The following is a 20,743-nucleotide window of genomic DNA, read 5'->3' as shown; positions in this document are numbered from 1 at the left end:
CCGCGCGTGCGTCTTTAATTGAAAGCTCCGCTTGGTTATGGACAAAAGCCGTATCGAATACTTACACCAACGTTACCTGGATAGCCAGCTTTCGGCCGCGGAAAAGGCCGAATGGGAGCAGGTGCTTCATGCCGCGGCGCACGAACCCACACTCCAGGCGCTCATGCATGGCGTTTGGGCGTCCATCGGGCCGGGCAATGCGCGCGCCATGCCGGCAACGCGTGCAAACCGCATTTTCAGGCAAGTCATACGGCAACCGCGGCGCCGTGCGCCGCTGCGCACCTGGCTTCAGGCCGCGGCCGTGCTGCTTGCCGTTTCGGGTGCCGTGTGGTTTTTCTGGGGCCGCCCGCCCCGGCCCGCTGAAACGGCGCTGGCCATGCAGGATATCGCGCCGGGGCGCAACCAGGCGACCTTGTCGCTGGCCGACGGTTCCACCGTTGCGTTAAGCGAACGGCAGACAGGCATTGTGGTGGCAGATGGCATCACTTATGCGGATGGAAGCGCGGTGGTCAGCGAAGCCCCCGATTCCAGCCGGCCCACCCCGCAACATGCCGGTACGCTTACACTGGCCACCCCGAAAGGCGGCACCTACCGCGTAACGCTCTCCGATGGCACCACCGTATGGCTCAATGCGGCCTCTACCCTTACCTATCCCAGCCGTTTTTACGGGAGCGAACGCCGGGTGACGGTTGAGGGCGAAGCGTATTTCGCCGTAGCGGAAGACCCGCAGCGCCCGTTTATCGTGGCCAGCCGCCACCAAGAGCTTGCCGTGGTTGGCACGGAGTTCAATATCAATGCCTATCCCGACGAAAACACCATCACCACCACACTGGTAACCGGCAAAGTCAGCGTATCCCTGAACGGCGCGGCCACGGGGCAGCCTGCACAGCTCCTTACCCCCGGCAAACAGAGCATCCTCCAGCAAGGCCGCTTCAGCATACAGGAGGTAGCTACTGATCAGTATACCGCCTGGCGCGATGGCCGCTTCCATTTTGACGGCAAAACCCTGCCGCAGGTCATGCGCGAACTGTCCCGCTGGTACAACATCAAGGTAGCCTACGAAGGCCGCATCCCGGCCATCGAATTTTACGGAGGCATCCGGCGCAACCACAACCTGGCCACGGTGATGAGCCTGTTGGAAACCAACGGCATCCGCTATCGCCTAACGCCTGATACCACACTAATCTTATCAACAGCCACTCGTAATCCCTAACAGAAAGGAGGCCCTATCGAACACACCGACACCCTGTATCAAAACCACCACCCACACGGAATCACTTAATTCCTTATCGAACCAAACACAATTGAATGAACAAAAAATATACGTTACCCGTGATGAAAATCATCGCTTTTCTTCATATGACCCTGTTTTTGCAGGTTAGCCTGGCGGGGTATTCACAACACATCACTTACCGGGCGGCCAACCAGCCGCTGTCCGAGGCGCTAAAAGCAATCAGGCAGCAAACGGATTATGAAGTGGTGGGCAATACGTCCATGTTTGCCCATACCTTGCCCGTCACCGTAAACGTCCGCAACATGCCCGTGCTTGACTTTGTTGCGCTGCTGCTCAAAAACCAGCCCCTGGGCTACCGTCTTGTCGATAAAACCATCATGCTGGAGCAGAAGCAACGCCCTGCCCAGCCGCAGGAAAGCCCTCCGGCCCGGCAGCAGCCCGTCCGGGGCGTTGTGCTGGGCACGGTCGGCGCGAAGCAGGTGCCGCTGGCCGGCGCCACCATCGCCCTGAAGGGCAGGCCCACCGTGGTGGCCGATGATGCCGGCCGGTTCACCGTTACGGAAATGCCCGCAGACAACCGGCTGGTGGTCAGCTTCATGGGCTATCAGCCCCAAACCGTTATGCTCGTGTCCGGCCAAACCGAATATACCATCGTGCTGGAAGAAGAAACCAGCGAGATGGACGAGGTGGTGGTTACCGGCTACCAGGTGATCAACCGCGACAGTTATACCGGCACGGCCATCACCAAAAGCGGCGAAGAGCTGCAGCGGGTCAATCCACAGAACGTGTTGCAGGCCATGCAGACTTTTGACCCCTCCTTCCGGTTGGCTGAAAACAACATTGCCGGCTCCAACCCCAATGCCCTGCCCAACATCACGGTGCGCGGCTCATCGGCCCTGCCCGGCGGGGTGGATACGGAAATCCTCCGGCGCGACAATGTCACCACCACGGTAAACATGCCCGCCTTCATCCTGGACGGCTATGAGGTCAGCGTGCAGAAGGTGCTTGATCTCGACATGAACCGCATCGCGTCGGTAACACTCCTGAAAGATGCCGCCGCCACGGCCGTATACGGGTCGCGCGCCGCCAACGGGGTAATGGTCATCACCACCAAAGTGCCCAAAGACGGCAGGCTGCAGCTCACCTACAACCACGAAACCAGTGTCAGCGGGCCGGACCTCACCGACTACCACGTGCTCAATGCGGCAGAAAAGCTGGAATACGAGCGGCTTGCCGGACTATACACCGCGCGCGGAGGGCAGTCGCAATACGACCTGGATGTGCTCTATTATGCCAAGATGGCCAGCGTGGTCGGCGGCGTAAACACCTACTGGCTGTCGCAGCCCGTGCGTACGGCGGTAGGCCAGAAACACGGCCTTTTCGTAGAAGGCGGCTCCCAGGTGTTCCGCTACGGCGTGGATTTGCGCTACCAGACACGGCCCGGCGTCATGAAGGGTTCGCACCGCAACCAGTATTCCGGCAGCATGAACTTCAGCTACAACCTGAACAACAAAATCCGGTTCCAGAACGAGCTCGCCATTACCGTGGTGGGTTCGCAGGAATCGCCCTACGGCAATTTTGCCGACTACGTGCGCATGAACCCCTACTACCGGATGACCGATGATAACGGCAACGTCGTGCAAAGCCCTGAGCGGCTGGCCTATCTCGGAAACACCAACAACATCTCCTACGTTAACCTGCTGAATCCGCTCTTCGACGCCACCCTCAGCAGCTTTAACCGCGGCAACTACAACGAGATTATCGATAACCTTGCCGGCGAGTTCGAGCTGGCACCCGGCCTGCGGCTGCGCGGCCAGATCAGCTTCACCAAGCGGCTCCACCAGGTAAGCCATTACCGTTCGCCGCTGGCCAACGAGTTCTATAACTACGAAGCTTCGCGCACCGACGAGAAAGGCGCCTATTACAACGCCAATCTGGACGAAACGTTCTGGGATGGCAACCTGCGCGTCAACTACATCAAGCAGGTGGGCGACCATAGCTTCAACCTGGTTGGCGGCACCAACATCCGCACCGAGCGGCTGGACGAACGGGCGTTCGAAGCCATCGGCTTCCCCAACGACCGTTTCAGCAGCATCGGCTTCGCCAAAGGGTATGCAGAAAATGCCAGTCCATCCAGCGACCTTTACGAATCGCGCCTGTTCGGGCTATTCGCCAGCACCAACTATTCCTTGCACAACCGCTACCTGCTGGATGCCACCGTCCGCATAGACGGTTCGTCCAAGTTCGGCAGCGACAACCGCACCGCCCCCTTCTGGTCGGCCGGCCTGGGGTGGAACGTCCATCAGGAACCCTGGTTCCGGTCTGATGCCGTCAGCCTCCTCCGCCTGCGCTTCACCACCGGGGTTACCGGTTCCGTCCAGTTCTCGCCCTACATGTCGCGCACCACCTACCGCTACCAGCAGGATAACTGGTACTCTTCCGGAATCGGCGCCATCGTGCAGTCGTTCGGCAACACGGGCCTGTCCTGGCAAAAAACGCTGACCACAGACGCCGGCTTTGACCTGGGCCTGTTCAACGACCGGCTGGTCATGACGCCGCGCGTTTACCGCAGGCTTACCCGCGATATCCTGGCAGACATCACCATCGCGCCTTCCACCGGGTTCTCGTCATACAAAGAAAACCTGGGCGATATGGAAAACCGCGGAGCAGAGCTCAACCTCACGTGGCAAGCCGTCAACAACCGCGACTGGACGGTTTCGCTGATGGGCAATTTCGCCCACAACACCAATAAGATTGTCCGCATTTCCAACGCGCTGAAAGCCTATAACGATCGCGTAAACGATGCCCAGCAGAAAACGCCGGAAAACGGCGAGCCGGACCTCCGCGGCGTCCCCTTGCTGCGTTACAACGAAGGGCAATCCATTGACGCCATTTACGCCGTGCCCTCACTGGGCATCGATCCGGAAAACGGCAGGGAAATATTCATCAAACGAGACGGCACCCTCTCTTACGAGTGGGACGCGCGCGACATCACCGTGGTGGGCAACGCCACCCCCAAGATGGAAGGCTCCTTCGGCACCACCGTGCGGTATAAGCAGTTCATGGCCGTGGTTTACTTCCAGACCCGCTTCGGCGGCGACCTATACAACCAAACGCTCGTAGACCGGGTGGAAAACGCCGATCCGCGGTATAATGTAGACCGGCGCGTGTTTGAAGAGAAATGGCAGAAGCCCGGCGACAGGGCGTTCTTCAAGAACATCCAGGATCTCGGCCAAACCCGCGTATCGTCGCGCTTCATCATGCCAGACCACACGCTGTCGCTGCAGTCGGTGTTCCTGTCCTATGACCTGAACCCGGCACTGGCCGCCAAGCTCGCCATGTCGCGCCTCCGGCTGGGCGTAACCGCCAACGACCTGTTCCGGTGGTCGTCTGTCCAGATAGAGCGCGGGATAGACTATCCCTTCGCGCGGACGGCCACGTTTACCCTGCAGGCGGCGTTTTAATTAAAATTATCGGCACATTTTTGATATAAAAACGATGAACAAGATTACCTTATCGCTACTCACCATACTCCTTGCCGGATTCGCCTCCTGCAGCAAGTGGCTGGACATCCGGCCCGAAACGGAGGTCGACCGCGACGTGCTCTTTTCTACCGCCGAGGGATTCGAAGAAGCCCTGCTCGGCGTCTACAGCCGCGCCACGCAAAACGACCTGTATGGCAAGGAGCTCACCATCGGCACACCCGAGGTACTGGCACAGCATTACACCATTTCCAACGAAGATCCGCTGCGTTACCTACGCACACGCAATTTCGAATACAACGATGGCGACTTCATCGTCCGCAAAGACAACATCTGGAAAGGGTTGTACCATGCCATCGCCAACTGCAACCTCATCCTGGCGCGGATAGACGGCCAGGCGAGGCTGTTCCAGCCCGGCATGCACGAACTGATCAAAGGCGAAGCGCTCGCCCTGCGCGCCTACCTCCATTTTGACGCCCTGCGGCTGTTTGCTCCCTCGCCCCTGCGCAATGCCGGTGCCCAGGGCATCCCCTACGTTACGGCATATTCCAAGAATACCACCCCCATGTCAACCGTATCGGCAGCGCTTGACTCCATCGTGCGCGATCTGGAGGCCGCCAAGGCGCTGCTGGCCGATGACCCCATCCGCAGCCCCGGCTACGTCATCGGCTATCCGGTAGAGCCAACAAGCAACACCGAAGAATCGTCCGGCAACCTTTTCCTGCAGAACCGGCGGCACCGGCTGAATTACTTCGCCGTATGCGGCACGCTGGCACGCGCCTACCTCTACCGGGGCGACAAGAACAACGCCCTGCTCCAGGCCCAGGAGGTCATCGGTGCCGATAAGTTCCCCTGGACGGCCTTGGAAGACTTCATGGCCGTAGACGCCAAAGACAAAGACCGTATCCTGTACAAAGAGCTCATTTTCGGCTGGTACATTCCCGGCAAAAACGACGCCTACAACCAAGATTGGTTCCGGGAAAACAACAGCGGCATGTATATCGCCCAGCCGGTCAACCAGGCCTTCTACGAAACGGCCACCGTTGGCAGCACCGACCAGCGCTACCGGCAATGGTACACTTCCATCTCGCAAAACACCAATTTCCTGTCCATCATCACGAAATACCGCCGCAATACCCTGAGCGACGCGCAGGATGCCAACCGGCATTACCTGATGGCCCCGGCCATCCGGCTCAGCGAGCTCTATTATATTGCCGCTGAATGCACCTACGCAGCAGACCCCCAGGCAGCCACCGCTTACATAGACGCCGTGCGCATGCACCGCGGAATCAACGATCCGCTCACCGCGGCCAATGAAGAAGCGTTTACCGAAGAGCTGCTCAAAGAATACCGCAAGGAACTGCTGGCAGAAGGGCAGGTATTTTACGCCTATAAGCGGCTGCACCGCGGCATTCCCGCACAAAGCGGCACCACCATTGCGCCATCAGACGCCATATTCGTGCTGCCCCTGCCAGACGATGAAATTATTTATGGAAACCGTTAATTCACACCCCATGTATCCCCATTATACGCTGAAACTCTTATGCGCGCTCGCCGGCCTCTCGTTCCTGCTTTCCGGTTGCGAAAAAGCGGGTTTAACCATGTATGACCATCCGGCGAATATCTATTTCGACCTGGACAACGATGACCTGCGCGACAGCATCGTCTACACCTTCGCCTACGACCTCACCAAAGCCCAGGATACGGTGTTCATTCCCGTACGCCTTTCCGGCGTCCGCGAGGGCCGCGATCGGCAGTACGAAGCCTATGTGGAGCAAGACTCCTCGTCGGCCGTGGCGGGCACGCACTACGAGCCCCTGAAGCCGGCATATACCCTGCCCGCCGATTCGGGCCTTACCTACCTGCCGCTGGTGGTTTACAATACGGCCGATCTGGAATCCACCGCCGTTTCACTCATCATCAAGCTCCGGGCTTCCGACCACTTCGGCATCGAAAACCCCCGCATTATCCGGGCCAAGGTGGTCATTTCCGCACGGCTGGAGCAACCGGCATGGTGGAGCATGTGGCTGGGCAGCTACTCGCGCACCAAGCACCAGTTGTTCCTGCTGGTCACCGAACAGACCGAGCTCACCATGGATGGCCTTGACGCCCCCAAAAACCTGTACTTCGCCTCCATGCTTACCATGATGCTCAACAACCCCTTCGGCTGGGTTCAGAACCACCCCGAGAAAGGCTACGTGCTGGAGCCGGCAGCGGCAGGCAGCACCGCACTTTACCACTTTTACCACCAAGACAACCCCGGCCGCATCATCCCGCTGCGCCGCAGCGCGTCCGGCCTGTACTATTTTATTGACGAAAACGGAGAGGAGGTCAGATAACATGAAACACCCACATTTTTCCCTCGCCCTGGTCCTCGCCTTCCTGGTGGCGGGGTGCTATAAAGATAAAGGCAATTACGACATCAACATGCCCATCGAACCGCAGGTATCCAACCTGGAAGAACGGTACGAAGCCGTCGTGGGCGACAGCCTGATCATCGAGCCGGTGGTGCAGGCCGCGCCCGGCGATGATATCGAACTGGAATGGCGGATATTCGCCCCCGAAGCCCCCGCAGGCACCTACGAGCTCACGGGGCCGTCGCTGCGCATCATCTTCGGCCTGCAGGCCAACCTATATGCCGCACGCCTTACCGTACACAACAAAAGCAACGGGATGAGGTACTTCCATAACTTTGAGGTACAGGGCATCACCGAGTTTGTGCGCGGCACCACGGTGCTCAGCGTCGAAGACGGCATCACGCGCCTTTCCTTCATCAAGCCAGACAGCACCGTGCAGGCCCGGCTTTATGAAGCCATCCATAACAAGCAGCTTCCGGCTAACCCCGTCCAGCTCTTCTATATGCATGACCAAGCCACGGGCAACATGCCCCTGGGCTATTGGATCATCTGCCGCAACGGCGGCGTACGGCTCAACGTATCCACCATGCAGGAAGATCCCCTCTACCCCAACACGCTGGCCGCCAATTTCTTCTTTGCGCCGGAAACCATCACGGTCAGTTCGCTCCGGCACTTCAACCGGGGGGTGCTGATGGGCGTTATCAACGGCAAACTCTACGGCGGCACCACCAGCACGTGGAACCAGTCGACCACCTACGGCATGTTCGGCAGCTATGCCGACGGCGATTACACGCTGGCCCCCTCATTTGTGATGACCACCCTTGATGCCGGCACCAGCTTCATCGGGTTCGATCAGCACAGGAAACAGTTCCTGCGGTTCAACCTGTATGGCGACCCCACGTATTTCGGCACCCAATACAATGTGGCCAACCCCGAAATCTTCAACCCCCACAACGTAGGCATGGATCTCATTGAACTGGTGCAGATCAACAATTCAGAAACCTATGCCTATGTCGCCGGCCACGACGGCCTTGTCCATGAACTGGCCTTCACGGTCAACTTCAACGGGCCGTTCACCTTTACGCCCCTGCACAAACGCACGTTTATCCGCCAGGAGCTCTTCGGCGAAGGCACCAAACTGCTGGCCGCGCGCAACGGAGTCATCTACATCGCCGCAGGCAGCAAGGTGTACCGGTATAACCCGCTCAACGAAGAAGTACGCGAGCTGAACACCAGCTTCCAGGCGCCCGTCACGATGCTCAAACTGGCCGACAACGAAAACACGCTGGTGGTCGGCTCGGGCAACAGCCTCTATTACCTGGCCATCAGCACCGGCCGGTTCGGCGACCTCACCGGGCAGATCAACGGCATACCCGGCTATCCGGTGGATATCGCCTTCCGGTTTTGATTTAAACACAGCATAAATAAAGAACAGATGAATACACTAAAAATCACATTAATCAGTTTATTTACCGGGCCGGCTATGCTCTTTGCCCAAACAGGTTTCCAAATCAACGGCACTACCCCGGCCTCAAAAGAAGGCTGTGTGGTATACCTTGACTACACGAGCAACGGCGAGAGCATCAGCGACTCCACCATCGTTACCAACGGCACCTTCCAGTTCCGGGGGGCCGTAAGCGAGCCAAGCTATTCACGGATGATCTTCGACCATCAGGGCCAAGGCAAATACATGATTCAGAACATCGGCGACCGCCTTTACTTCTACGTCGGCAATGAAAATTACCACATCGCGATTACCGATTCATTGCACAATGCAGCAATCACCGGTTCGCCCATGCATGCCGAATACACCGCCTTTCTGAACGAGGTGGGCGGCTGTTTCATCGCCATTATGGACGAAGCAGGCAAAACGGCGGCGTCCATCCCCCAGAGCGACCCCCAGTACAACGAAAAGATGACCGCCCTGCGCAACAAGTACGATAAGATCCTTGCAGACCGGCGCCTGAAGGAGCTGGAGTTTGCCAAAAACAACCCCAACTCCATCTTTTCTGCCGAGGCCCTGCGCGACGTGGCCAACGGGCATCCCCTCAGCGAAATCGAGCCCGTGCTGGCCAGCCTGTCTGAAGAAGTACGCAACCTCAGTACCGCCAAGCAACTGGCCGCCCGCATCCAAGCCGAAAAAACCATCCAGATAGGCAACATCGCACCCGATTTCACGCAGCCAGACATCAACGGCCAACCCGTCAGCCTGTCAGACTACCGCGGCCGGTATGTGCTGGTCGATTTCTGGGCCAGCTGGTGCGCACCCTGCCGCGCCGAAAACCCCAACCTGGTAAAGGCCTACGAAGCGTATAAAGACAAAGGGCTGGAAGTGCTGGGCGTATCGCTCGATAGCAAAAGCGGCCGCGATGCCTGGCTCAAAGCCATCGAAAAAGACGGCCTGCCGTGGGTACATGTGTCTGATCTCAAAGGGTGGAGCAATGCCGTTGCCGTGCTTTACGGCGTGCGCGGCGTACCGCAGAACTACCTCATTGACCCCGAAGGGCGGATTGTCGCATCCAACCTGCGCGACGAGCGGCTGCACACCGTGCTGGCCGAAATATTGGGCAACTAAGGCCCGGCAACTGCAAAATCCCCGGTCAGCATCCGTTGCCGGGGATTTTTCATTCCATGCGTTCGTCGTTAATCTCTATCCAATACCCGTCCGGGTCCTGGATGTACAGTTGCTTAACGCCATCCACGCGCACGTTCACCTTGCCCCGTTCGTGGTGCACGTTGTAGTAGGCCACGCCGAATCTGTCCAGCCGGGCAATGAAGTCGTCTATGGATTTCACGCTAAAGCACATATGCGTGCTCCGGTTATGCTCCTTTATTTCTTTTGCGTCGCGCACCAGGTGCAATGACAGCCCCCCGCCAATCGCAAACCATTTATGCCTGCCTATCTTGAACGGTTCGGGGATGGTGTCCAGCAGCAGCACGTTCTGATAGAACGAAGCGCTTTTTTCCAGATCATAAACAGACAGGGCAATATGGTTAAACACCGTGTACTTTTCCTGGCCGTAGCTTTTACCTGCATGGCCTGAAAGGCACAACAAAACAAGCAGGCAGCTTATAACTGATGGTTTCATAGGTCAAACTTAACTAAAGTTCTTCAAACCGCAAATCATTGAACAGCAACTTTCAGCGGCTTCTGGCACAGATTTCGTATAACAATACCACTGAAGCATAAGCGATGAACACACCAACAAACGTTATCAACAGCGAAGACCTGATGGCGCTCGGATACACACCCGGCCGTGCTTTCGGCGTGGCCCTGCGCACGGCCGGGAAACACCAGCGCCTGGGCAAAGAAACCCTGCTTGCGCAACTGGCCGATGTGCTGGCGGCACCCGAAGCCTACGCCGCCCATGCCGTTTACGGCAAACTGGCCAATGCGCTCATCGAAGCGGCCGCCATGGCCGACATAGCCCCCATCCCCCTGCGGGAAGCCGGCACCGGCTACGCCGTTTACGGCGAATCGCACATCGAACCCGGCGCACGCGCGCAGATGGATGTGGCCATGCAGTTGCCCGTGGCGGTGGCCGGCGCGCTGATGCCAGACGCCCACCAAGGGTACGGGCTGCCCATCGGCGGCGTGCTGGCCGTCGACAACGCGGTCATTCCCTACGGCGTGGGGGTAGATATCGGCTGCCGCATGGCGCTGTCTATCTACGACATCCCGGAAACGTTCTTCGTAGAACACCACGCCCGCTTCAAGCGGGAGCTCATTGCACAGACGCGCTTCGGCGCGGGCCATGGCTTCAAGCCGCACGAGCGGGCCGACCATCAGGTGCTCACAGACGAAGCCTTCGGCATGAACCCCTTCGTGGCTAACCTCAAAGACAAGGCCTGGGCACAGTTGGGCACCTCCGGCGGGGGCAACCATTTCGTAGAATTCGGCATCATCGAATTTCCCGCTGCCGATGAGCCGCTGGGCATACCCGCAGGCAAATACCTGGCCCTCCTCTCCCATTCCGGTTCGCGGGGGCTGGGCGCCACCATCGCCGGGCACTACACCAAGCTGGCCAAAGAGCTGTGCCACCTGCCCAGTGAAGCGCGGAACCTCGCCTACCTCGGGCTGGATACCCACGCGGGGCAGGAATACTGGCAGGCGATGACGCTGGCGGGCAGCTATGCCTCGGCCAGCCACGACATCATCCACCGCAAGATGGCCGCCGCCCTGGGCGCCGAAGTGCTGGCGCGGGTAGAAAACCACCATAACTTCGCCTGGAAAGAAACATGGAACGGGCAGGAAGTCGTCGTGCACCGCAAGGGCGCCACCCCCGCCGGCAAAGGCGTGCTGGGCATCATCCCCGGCTCGATGACGGCCCCCGGCTTCCTCGTGCGCGGCAAGGGCGAAGCGGCCTCCATCAGCTCCGCCTCGCACGGCGCCGGGCGGCAGATGAGCCGTACGCAGGCCATCAAGACCATCAGCCGCGACGCCATGAAGGCCACGCTGAAGCAGCACGGCGTCACGCTCATCGGCGCCGGGCTGGATGAAGCGCCCATGGCCTATAAAGACATCCACACCGTAATGGCCGCGCAGACCGCGCTGGTGGAGGTGGTGGCAACATTCACACCGCGCCTCGTGCGCATGGCTGACGACGGCAGCCGGGAGGATTAACGATGCGGGCATTCCTCTTTTTACTGCTCTTCCTCGCCGCCACCGCCTACTATGCCTTCACGGCCGTGCACACCGGCCTGCGGCATGTGGAAGCCCCCGCCCGGCAGTTGCTGCTGATTGCCTACGGGCTGCTCAGCGCGGGCGCGCTGGCCAGCCCCCTGATGTACAGCCGCTGGTCGGCTGCCGGCTGGCCCAACACGTGGGCGAAACATGCCGTACATGCGCTCATAGCCGTGCTGCTGGGGCAGATTGCCATGGCCGCCCTTATGCTCGCGGGCGACCTCCTTACCGGCATCAAGGCCGCACTGACGGCGGCGCGCTCCGCCTGGGCCACCCCGGGCACGGCAGACGTGGCCGTCCAGCGGAGCCCCCTTGCCGGCCAGCTGGCCATGCTCGGCGGAGGCCTGCTCACCCTTGGCCTGCTCTACGGGGTATTCCGGCGCTACCGCTACCGGGTGCGCACGGTGCAGATACCCATCCGCGGCCTTCCCGAAGCCTTCCGCGGCCTGCGCATCGTGCAGCTTTCAGACATCCATGCCGGCAGTTTTGACAATCCGGAGGCCGTGCGCCGCGGGGTTGATATGGCCCTGGCCCTTCACCCCGATCTTATCCTTTTCTCGGGCGACCTGGTCAACAACCGGGCCGACGAGTTTGCCCCTTACCTTTCCATTTTCGCAGCGCTCCGTGCACCGCTGGGCGTCTATTCCGTGCTGGGCAACCACGATTACGGCGACTACGTCCGCTGGCCATCGCTCAGCGCCAAGCAAGAAAACCTCCGCAAGCTGCTCCAATACCAACGCCAGGCCGGATGGCAGCCCCTGCTGAATGAATCGGTCGCCATCCAGCGCGGCGGCGACACGCTCACGCTCACCGGCGTAGAAAACTGGAGCGGCCGCGCCGGCTTCTCCCGCTACGGCAACCTCGCCAAGGCCCTTTCCGGCACACCCGCCAACCGCCCGGCGATACTCATCAGCCACGACCCCTCGCATTGGGAAGCCGAGGTCGTTGGCAACTATCCGCAGGTGGTGCTCACCCTGAGCGGGCATACGCACGGCATGCAGTTCGGTTTCGAATCGCGGTGGTTCAAGTGGAGCCCGGCGCAATACTTCTACAAGCAATGGGCCGGACTTTACCGTCGCGGGCATCAGTACCTATACGTCAACCGCGGGTTCGGCTTCCTCGGCTACCTCGGCCGGCTGGGCATGCCGCCCGAAATCGCCCTGCTGGAGCTGTCACCCGCTTGATGCACCGATTTTAAAAAAATCAGTATCTTGCAGAAAAAAATTGTCCCCAAACGCAGGCAGCGGTTGTCTCAGGTATAAACAAAAAACAACAACACAGATGAAAGAGTTTTTGATGTTAATCCGTGAAGATGCCAACTACGGCGAAATGTCGGCCGACGAAATGCAGGCCTGCATCGAGAAGCACTACAGCTGGGTAGAAACGCTCAAGAAAAACGGCCGGTTCAAAGAGGCCCAACCGCTGGAAGCCGGGGGCGCCCACATCCGCGGCAAGCAGCGCATCGTATCTGACGGCCCATTCCTGGAAGGCAAGGAATGCGTGAGCGGGTATTACATCCTGCTGGCCGAATCGCTGGAAGAAGCCATCGAGATTGCCAAGGGAAACCCCGATCTGGATTGGGACCGCGCCGTGGAAGTCCGCGAAATCATGCCCATGGAAGACTAGCAGCCATGGACACCAGCGGACAACTTGCAGCGCACTTTTTCCGTGAACACTCGGGCAGGATGGTCGCATCCCTTGCCCGGGTGTATGGCATGGCACACCTGGACACCATCCTCGATGCCGTGCAGGACACCTTTGAAACGGCCCTGACGCACTGGCGCTACCATGGGCCACCTGACCATCCGCGCGCATGGCTGTCGCAGGTTGCCCGCAATAAGCTCATCAACGCCCTGAAGCGCGATGCGCGGCACAGCTACGCCGATGAAGCAGCAGCCCCGCTGCACGCGCTGTCTACTACCGACCCAGACCCCGCGCTGGCAGACGAAGCAAGCACAGACAGCCAGATCCAATTGCTGGTGGTATGCTGCCGTCCGGCACTGAGCGAGCGCGACCGCATCCTGCTTACGCTGCACATCCTCTGCGGCTTCGGCATACCCGAGCTGGCCAATGCCCTTCAGATGAACCGCGAGGCCGTCAAAAAGGCGTTGCAGCGCAGCAAAGCCCTGCTCCGCCAGAAGCCGCTCACGCTGGGCCAGCAATCCCTGGCCGACGTGGCCCCGCAGCTGCCCACCGTCTGTACCATCCTCTACCTCATGTTCAACGAAGGGTATAAATCCACGCGCAACAGCAAAGGCATCGACGTTGACCTCTGCTACGAAGCCCTGCGCCTGACCAAGCTGCTGCACCCCGTGGCACCTCCCGAAGCCGAGGTGGATGCCCTGCTGGCGCTGATGTTTTTCGGTGTCGCCCGCTTTCCGGCCCGCCGGGCAGCCTACGGCGACTGGATACCGCTGGAAGAACAGGAACGGGCGCTGTGGGACCGCAGGCTGATTGCCGAAGGGTTCCATTACCTTGACCAGGCACAGCGCCGGGGCCATGCAGGTAAGTACTACCTGGAGGCGCTGATTGCGTCTTACCATTGCGCCGCGCCCCGCTTCGATGCCACCGACTGGGGAGCCATCCATCGGTTATACCGGTTGCTGGAAAACATGGAACCCAACTCCCCGCTCATCCGTCTGAACCGGCTCATTGCCCAGAGCTATGCCCTGGGGCCACTGCCGGTTGTCAGCGAGCTGGCGGCTTTTAAAGGCGACGGCAGCGCCGGCAGCGCGTTTCTGCTTGCCGCAACCAAGGCCCACGTTTACCAGCGCGCGGGCTACACCGCGCAGGCCCATGCCGCCTATGAAGAAGCCCTGTCTTTGGCCCAGAACCCGCTGGACAAGCAGCTCATCCGGAAACGGATGGAAGCCAGCAAAAGCGCCGCAACCATCAGGTAACTTTGCGTACCATTGTCGTGAACTTGAATTAACATTGAAACCATGGATATTAAATTTGAGGCAGGAATTAACATCGCCATTAAGATACCCAAAAGCAAGTATGAAAAAACGGTTGCTTTCTACCGGGACGTCCTGAAGCTGGAGGTCGAAGAAAAACCCATAACCAGCCCCACCGTTTCCCGGACGCACCGGGTAAAATTCGGCAGCAACGTGGTTTGGCTGGATTGTGTGGACAACTATACCCATTCAGAAACCTGGCTGCAACTTACCGTGCCGGATGTGGAGGCGGCTACCGGATACCTGCGGTCACAAGGCGTGGAAACGTGCGATGAGCTTGAAGCGCTCCCTGAAAACATGCACTGGATCACCGACCCGGCAGGTACGGTCTTCAACCTGCAGCAGCGCGAACCTGAAAGTTAAGCGCCGCTCCGATATCTCCTTGATTTTTAACAAAAAAACCAGTGATACCTATCAAACTACATCACAAGGTTCCGACAAATAGTGCGACGGCAGAAATAAACAAGGCGGACGCATAACCGCCCGCCCTGCATCTCTCCCTCACCGCCGCCTGCACCAGCGTTGCAGCAGCAGCGTAACCGCAAAGCTCACCACCGCCCCGATGGCCGCCAGCACGGCGGTGCGCACCACGTCGTGCACGCCCAGCTGGCCCACGACGCTCAGCAGCGTGCCACCCGTAGTGCCGATGCCCAGCCGCTGGTCAACCCTCATCGTCCGCACCCCCTTTCCCTGCCAGCGGCTCACGGGCCGCCTGCTCCACCGCCTCCAGCACACCAATCGCCAGCGCCACATACCTGGCCACCGCCACCACCTTTGGCGGCAGCTTCACCGGCGCAGCAATGATGAACTGGCTCGCCACCGCCAGCGTCGCCTTAATCCGGTCGTACAACCCCTGTGCCTTATCCGTTGACGTATCCGTAGTTTTATTGCTGTAATTCATATTTTTATACATTTTAAATTAAACCAAAAAATTAACTAAATCACCCACCCACCGATCACCGACCCCCGATCACCCACCACCGACCACCCATCACCGTCCACCCAACCCCGATCACCGTCCCCCAACCACCACACGGTCATTTCCCCGCTCGATAGCCTCCACCAGCTGCGGGTACACAAACTTATACGCCGCCGCCGAGTGCAGCACCTGGTAGTCGCCATCCACCAGCCGCCAGTAAGCCCCCGTCAGCGGGCACCCCCTCGTGTCGGTATGGTAGTTGCCGATGTGGATGAACACCAGGCTGAAGTCCGGTATCCCCGTAATCTCCACCATACCCCGGTGCACCTTCGGGTACCGGACGCTGTAGCGCGCATTCATGCCCGCCCAAGGGTTCAGCCGCAGGCGGTATTCCCCTTCCGGGATGCACGTAGCCCCCGGAATCTTCTCCTCGCGGATGCTGTCTTCCAGCAGGTAGCAGGCAAACAGGCCGCCGATATAGAGGTGGCTCAGGGTACTGTTCTTCCCCTGCGCCACGCGGATAATGCTTATCATAATCCATCAGCTTTTGGGTAACACAAAAAGCAGCGGGGCCTTCCCCGCCCCGCTGCGATGGGCATTGGCCCCGCCGCTGTTACGGCCCCGGGTCCGGTTCGCCCGCCAGCACCACCGTGCCAGCATACTGGCTGGTCGACTGCCTCATGCCATCGCGGTGGCGCACAAACGCCCACGCATGGAACTCATGGCCCGCAAAGACCGGCGGAAGCTCCAGCTGCAGCCCTTCGCTGCCGCGCAGGGCCGAGCGGTTGGTGGTGAAGAGCTGCTCCGTGCGGTTGTAGAGCAGCACATACACACGGTCGTCATCATACGATCCCTTCACCTCGCCCGGGTCAACCGCCCCCTCGCTGAGGTCCGTCCACGCCAGCGACAACGTGTTGGGGGCATCTGAAGCCACAGACAGGCCCACGAGCTTATCCATATTGCCCTGGCTTACCGTCACCTTGGAGAAATCTATCCCATAATCCGGATAGTCGCCCGTGATGGCCTGCGTGATGAACAGTTGCAGCGCGCGGTTATATCCCGTGCTGCGGCCCCGCTGCCGGTCGTTAAAGCCCAGGTTCACCAGCCATTTCATGGGCTGGAGGAAACTCACCGCCAGCGCAAACCTGGCCCGCTGTGCCAGCTGCTGCGGCGATGCCGGCTTCTTGCTCGGCTTGGGCAAGCTGCGCATGTAGTGGATGTGCCGCCAGCTGGCGCCCACCGTACTGCCGATGGTGCCCGAAAACGCGCCGTTGATTCCTTTCTTGAAAATTGCCATAATTTGAAAATTTTACTGTTGAACATTCTGTTTATTACTCCCAGAAAGCTGCTGTATACCGGTATCCTTTGCTTTCCGGGAGCAAACGTAGCCCCGTGGAGGGGCATGCGCCAACTTATGGCAGCGATTGGCAGTAATTGGCACAGATTGCTGCCAATCGCTGCCAAATTCAAAAAAACGGCATAACAGTAATTAGGTATAAGCATACAGGGCGGCCCGTCCGGACGGATCCGCTTTTCCACCACGGCCTCCCGTTTGCGCCAGGCGGTCACACTTACGGGTCTTCGCAGGAGAGTACGGCCCCCGGTTGCTCGGCAATTGTTCGGCACGGCTTCGACAGTTGTTCGAGACTTGTTCGACAATTCTTCGACAGCGCTTCGGCAATCCTTCGACGGCGCTTCGACAATCCTTCGACAACTGGCCGAACGCCAGCCGGAGGTCGCGCCGGCAAGAGCAAGCCAAGGGTGCTGCCAAAGCCGGACGAATCACGCGCAGACCGGGGGCGGTGCCTACACCCTTCCGCGGCGCACGCTCTCTCTGCGTTCCTCCTCCAGGTCACTGAGGTAAAAGAAGTCCGGCCCCTCCCACTTGCGGGGCCTCAGCTTGCCTTGGGCTACCTTGCGGTAGTACGTACGCTCACTGATGCCGAGGTGCCGCAGCACATCCGCCATGAACAGTTTAGGTTCTTCGCGGTGCAAACCGCGGTGCAGGCGCAGGGTCATGTCCGGCAGGTGCTTGGCCAGTTGTTCCAGCACGCCGGTTTCCGTGAGCGTTCGGGCTACGGCTGCAATGGAAGCAAGATGTTCCTGAACAAGCGGATGTTCTGCCGATGGATCCGTCAATGGCATACCGCTCTCGCGCCGAGCGCGCAAATACTCTTTGAACTCACGGATAAGGGGCCGTACTTCCTTCACCAGACCGCTGGCGGTCCGCACCAGGTGGCCCAACAAGTTGATTATCTCAAGCAATAGGTTGGCAATCATGGCACTTAGGATGAAGCGCCATCGTCAAGGCGGCAGACCCGGCAACCGGCATGCCACAGGAATACAGTTCCAAACTTCAACCGCCCGCAGATCGGCTTCCCTAGGCGGCCAATAGCTCCACCGGTAGATGGCGGTGAAACAATTGATTAATTTAACAGGCTAAAGATAAAGTTTTTATCCAAAACTACTTAAACATCATCATCAAGATTCAAGCAAAATGGCACCTACCTGCTCAAACACCCACGCTTTCAGCTTGCGCGAGGCCCTGCCGCTCAGCTTTACCGGTATGTCATTGGGTTGGAGCAACAGTGTAAGCCTGCCCTTGCCGTTTTGGGTGCACGATTTGATGCCATGCGGCGCAACCGCATAACGGCGGTGTATCGGTACAAAATACCCCCCGGTCACCTCCACCACCTTGGCGAGCGACGGCTCTTTGGCAACATAGACCGTGCCGTCAAGCAATACCAGTTGGATGAAGCGGTTAACCCGGCCCTCCCCAACCTTATCCCTCCATACGCGGAAATAGGCGATATCCGTATAAAGAATGGCATGGGTCCCTTCCTTATCGGTAAGCGAATACCTTGCTTCCGACTCATTAGCCTGCCCGCCATGAAGCAAGGAAACCAGCGCGGCATTCTTCTCTTCCAGCCGGGCAATGGTTTCCCGGTATACCGCTACCTCCCGGCCAAGTGCCTCCCTGACCGAAGCCCGTTCGCTCCGGAGTTCTTCCACGTACCAGTAGCCATAGGCAAAGCCGTAGCCGGCGCTGAGGCCTATCAGCATCAATACCGCCAGCGGAAAATCCGCATAAAAGTAACGGGTATCGCCCACGGATACCGGTTGCGGCAGCGCGTTGAAAAACGCCACGGCAAACAGCAATATCACCGTTGCGGGCAATGCCACGCACCACCCCAGTTGGCGGAGCAGGCGTTGCCCAAAAGCCGTATGCCAGGGCAAGGTGCGGTCCAGGCGGCGTGTTTGCCAAGACACGTAATGTATCAGGCACCACGCCAACCCGGCAGTGAGCAGGAAAACGGTCATCACAGCCAAGAAGTGCTCCACTATCAACACCAGTAATTTCTCACGCATGCCCAAAGCGCAGATGGCCAAGCCGGCCACGGCAGCTGCCCACAACTTTGGCGCACGATCGTCATAATCCGGAACTTTTGGGGTTTCTTCCATGATTATCCTACGGTTTTAAGAATGGGTTTATGTCTTGTGGTATACAAAAGTACAATTTTCTGCGACAATTCGTTCCAAAAAAAGTGTCGTTCGTTGGCAACCCGGGCCACTTCGTTAGCCGGTTATGGCCGTTCGTTGCAGCACAAGGCGGTTCAGGGTTTTATCTTTTCACAGGTGTCTCGAAATTAGCCCTCTCAAAACCAAAATTCAAACACATGATGAACTATCCATTTACACCTGAAGGTGTGCGCGACTGGCAGGACCGCCTTTACGCGCAACCAGACCCTGTTGTCCGCCAAGAGGCGGAGTTTGCTTTCCTTCATTTCGAAGACTGGCTTATCCAGCGGTTTTCGCTTGATGAGTCGCAGCAGGCATACCTGCGGCAACTGGACTACGCACACGTGCGCTTTGCTGCAGACGGTGTGTACTTCGCCGTGCGCCACCGGCTGCCCATCATCTTGGAAAAACCGGAAAAGCCGGCTATCAAAGGAGCCAAGCTGGAAGAGCTTATCAAGCAGTTTGAAAGCGCCGACGGGCAAGGCCGCGAGGCCAGCTTCACGGGGCAGTTCATTGTCCGGATAAGTTACTGACGGCACCTTCCCGCAGATCGGAAAGCAGTTTCTTGGTTCGTCAATCCGCGCGGAGCCGGCTCGTGGGACCCCGGGCCGACCGCGCCGGATTGCCATTCCGCTGCCGTATGAAAACACCTTTTACACTGCATTTCGGGCTGGCCGTTCCCTTGCTCACCTGCCTGCGCAACCGGCCGTTTGCACCCAGCCATCCCATGCCGTTCGTAGCAGCGGATGCCACGGTCTACTACGCCGGAGATGGCTGTCAGCTCATCTACCGCTGGTACGACGCCTTTAATGTATTTGTTGCCGTGCTGGAGGCATACCTGCCCGCGGCAGCCGCAGTGGAGCTCCGCGTTGAGAGCCACCTCCACGACCTGTACCTGGTATATCAGTTGGCGGGGCATTCGGCATTCCGCGCCGCCGCTCCGCTGGATAGCCATGCGCTACACTTACCCCGCAACCACCATGTGGCCGTGTACACGCCACCCGCCAGCGCGGTGGTTCGCATCGTTCCAGACCGGCAAACCCATCGGTACGCCTTGGCCACATGCGTACCCAAAGGCAAGTGGCTAACCCGCCATGTCCGTAGCCGGCAAAACCCATTTGATGAATTGCTGCTATATCAAAAGCAGCAGCTTGCTGAATACCGCTACCTTCGTCCCTCGCCCATTTCACATCACATGCACACCTGGCTGCACCTTTTGCTCACCATGCCGCGCCATGCCGGCATATTCATGGACTATGCCCTGCAACGCCCCGTAGCCCATCTGGTGGCGCTGTGTTATGATGAATGCAAGCAAGCCGAGCACGACGGGAGGTCCGCGGCGCTCGTTGATACAGCCCGCCAACTCATCCAGAAGCTGGTAGCCCGTATGGACGGCAGCCAGCCGCCCCCAACCGTGGGCCAGGTTGCTGCCACGCTGCAAACCACGCCGCGGCGCCTGCGCGAGCTCCACCGCCGCCTGCATGGACACAAACTGATCCAGCACATCACCGCCTGCCGTATTGAAGAGGCCAAGCGCAGGCTCAGCACCGGCCATTCCATCGCCGCGGTGGCCTATGGCCTTGGCTGGGCA

The 20,743-nt window shown here is 59.1% G+C and carries 20 protein-coding genes; 13 read left to right on the top strand and 7 right to left on the bottom strand.

Translation table 11 applies throughout. The annotated features are described in order from the left end of the window. The first annotated feature begins 37 nt into the window (after positions 1-37). The 6 genes from BM030_RS08155 to BM030_RS08130 all read left to right on the top strand — a co-directional run bounded on the left by BM030_RS08155 (position 38) and on the right by BM030_RS08130 (position 9,648). Positions 38-1,213: a FecR family protein gene (locus BM030_RS08155; protein ID WP_090973097.1), complete on the top strand. Its 1,176-nt coding sequence runs from the start codon at positions 38-40 to the stop codon at positions 1,211-1,213. Between the two features lie 95 nt (positions 1,214-1,308). Next, positions 1,309-4,698, top strand: a complete 3,390-nt coding sequence (locus BM030_RS08150) for a SusC/RagA family TonB-linked outer membrane protein (protein ID WP_244518790.1) — start codon at positions 1,309-1,311, stop codon at positions 4,696-4,698. Positions 4,699-4,732: 34 nt separating this feature from the next. Further along, the gene (locus tag BM030_RS08145; RefSeq protein WP_090973095.1) at positions 4,733-6,220 is read left to right on the top strand and encodes a RagB/SusD family nutrient uptake outer membrane protein; all 1,488 of its coding nucleotides are present in this window, start codon (positions 4,733-4,735) and stop codon (positions 6,218-6,220) included. Then, entirely contained in the window at positions 6,207-7,055 is an 849-nt protein-coding gene (locus BM030_RS08140) for a DUF4843 domain-containing protein (RefSeq protein ID WP_170845667.1), read from the top strand. Before BM030_RS08145 ends, BM030_RS08140 begins: the two co-directional genes overlap by 14 nt. Position 7,056: 1 nt before the next feature. Further along, positions 7,057-8,481, top strand: a complete 1,425-nt coding sequence (locus tag BM030_RS08135; protein ID WP_090973091.1) for a PKD-like family lipoprotein — start codon at positions 7,057-7,059, stop codon at positions 8,479-8,481. A 27-nt stretch (positions 8,482-8,508) separates the two neighbouring features. Beyond that, entirely contained in the window at positions 8,509-9,648 is a 1,140-nt protein-coding gene (locus BM030_RS08130; protein WP_090973089.1) for a TlpA disulfide reductase family protein, read from the top strand. A 49-nt stretch (positions 9,649-9,697) separates the two neighbouring features. On the opposite strand, the gene BM030_RS08125 is transcribed toward BM030_RS08130, so the two are convergent. Next, a complete protein-coding gene (locus BM030_RS08125) occupies positions 9,698-10,162 on the bottom strand; it encodes a VOC family protein (protein WP_090973086.1) in 465 nt (154 codons plus the stop codon). Between the two features lie 104 nt (positions 10,163-10,266). Between BM030_RS08125 and BM030_RS08120 the strand changes: the two genes are divergently transcribed. The 5 genes from BM030_RS08120 (at position 10,267) to BM030_RS08100 (ending at position 15,077) form a co-directional block, all read left to right on the top strand. Continuing rightward, positions 10,267-11,697, top strand: coding sequence for an RtcB family protein (locus BM030_RS08120; protein ID WP_090973084.1), 1,431 nt, complete (start codon positions 10,267-10,269; stop codon positions 11,695-11,697). Positions 11,698-11,699: 2 nt separating this feature from the next. Then, on the top strand, positions 11,700-12,941 hold the full coding sequence (locus tag BM030_RS08115) for a metallophosphoesterase (RefSeq protein WP_090973082.1): 1,242 nt from the start codon (positions 11,700-11,702) through the stop codon (positions 12,939-12,941). 97 nt (positions 12,942-13,038) lie between these two features. Continuing rightward, positions 13,039-13,383: a YciI family protein gene (locus BM030_RS08110; protein ID WP_090973080.1), complete on the top strand. Its 345-nt coding sequence runs from the start codon at positions 13,039-13,041 to the stop codon at positions 13,381-13,383. Positions 13,384-13,388: 5 nt separating this feature from the next. Beyond that, entirely contained in the window at positions 13,389-14,657 is a 1,269-nt protein-coding gene (locus tag BM030_RS08105) for an RNA polymerase sigma factor (protein ID WP_090973078.1), read from the top strand. 42 nt (positions 14,658-14,699) lie between these two features. Continuing rightward, positions 14,700-15,077, top strand: a complete 378-nt coding sequence (locus BM030_RS08100; RefSeq protein WP_090973077.1) for a VOC family protein — start codon at positions 14,700-14,702, stop codon at positions 15,075-15,077. Between the two features lie 138 nt (positions 15,078-15,215). On the opposite strand, the gene BM030_RS19840 is transcribed toward BM030_RS08100, so the two are convergent. The 6 genes from BM030_RS19840 to BM030_RS08070 form a co-directional block, all read right to left on the bottom strand. Beyond that, a complete protein-coding gene (locus BM030_RS19840) occupies positions 15,216-15,386 on the bottom strand; it encodes a hypothetical protein (protein ID WP_170845666.1) in 171 nt (56 codons plus the stop codon). After that, positions 15,376-15,615 carry a hypothetical protein gene (locus tag BM030_RS08095; RefSeq protein ID WP_139215846.1) on the bottom strand — a complete coding sequence of 80 codons (240 nt, stop codon included), beginning with the start codon at positions 15,613-15,615 and terminating at the stop codon, positions 15,376-15,378. The genes BM030_RS19840 and BM030_RS08095 overlap by 11 nt, the downstream gene beginning before the upstream one ends. A gap of 111 nt (positions 15,616-15,726) precedes the next feature. Next, a complete protein-coding gene (locus tag BM030_RS08090; protein ID WP_170845665.1) occupies positions 15,727-16,167 on the bottom strand; it encodes a DUF5675 family protein in 441 nt (146 codons plus the stop codon). Positions 16,168-16,246: 79 nt separating this feature from the next. Next, positions 16,247-16,930: a DUF6266 family protein gene (locus BM030_RS08085; protein WP_090973070.1), complete on the bottom strand. Its 684-nt coding sequence runs from the start codon at positions 16,928-16,930 to the stop codon at positions 16,247-16,249. Positions 16,931-17,439: 509 nt separating this feature from the next. Continuing rightward, positions 17,440-17,913 carry a protein kinase family protein gene (locus BM030_RS08075; protein WP_090973066.1) on the bottom strand — a complete coding sequence of 158 codons (474 nt, stop codon included), beginning with the start codon at positions 17,911-17,913 and terminating at the stop codon, positions 17,440-17,442. 201 nt (positions 17,914-18,114) lie between these two features. Further along, positions 18,115-19,095 (bottom strand): hypothetical protein, encoded by a 981-nt coding sequence (locus BM030_RS08070; RefSeq protein ID WP_090973064.1) that lies wholly within the window; start codon positions 19,093-19,095, stop codon positions 18,115-18,117. A 215-nt stretch (positions 19,096-19,310) separates the two neighbouring features. Here BM030_RS08070 and BM030_RS08065 point away from each other — a divergent pair, with 215 nt between their 5' ends. Together BM030_RS08065 and BM030_RS08060 are read left to right on the top strand one after the other, a co-directional pair. Next, positions 19,311-19,685: a hypothetical protein gene (locus BM030_RS08065; protein WP_090973062.1), complete on the top strand. Its 375-nt coding sequence runs from the start codon at positions 19,311-19,313 to the stop codon at positions 19,683-19,685. Between the two features lie 107 nt (positions 19,686-19,792). After that, on the top strand, positions 19,793-20,743 hold a 951-nt coding region (locus BM030_RS08060; RefSeq protein ID WP_139215845.1), incomplete at its 3' end, for a helix-turn-helix domain-containing protein.

The organism is Parapedobacter composti, assembly GCF_900112315.1.
GTDB lineage: Bacteria > Bacteroidota > Bacteroidia > Sphingobacteriales > Sphingobacteriaceae > Parapedobacter > Parapedobacter composti.
This window is presented reverse-complemented; position numbering and strand designations above follow the sequence as displayed.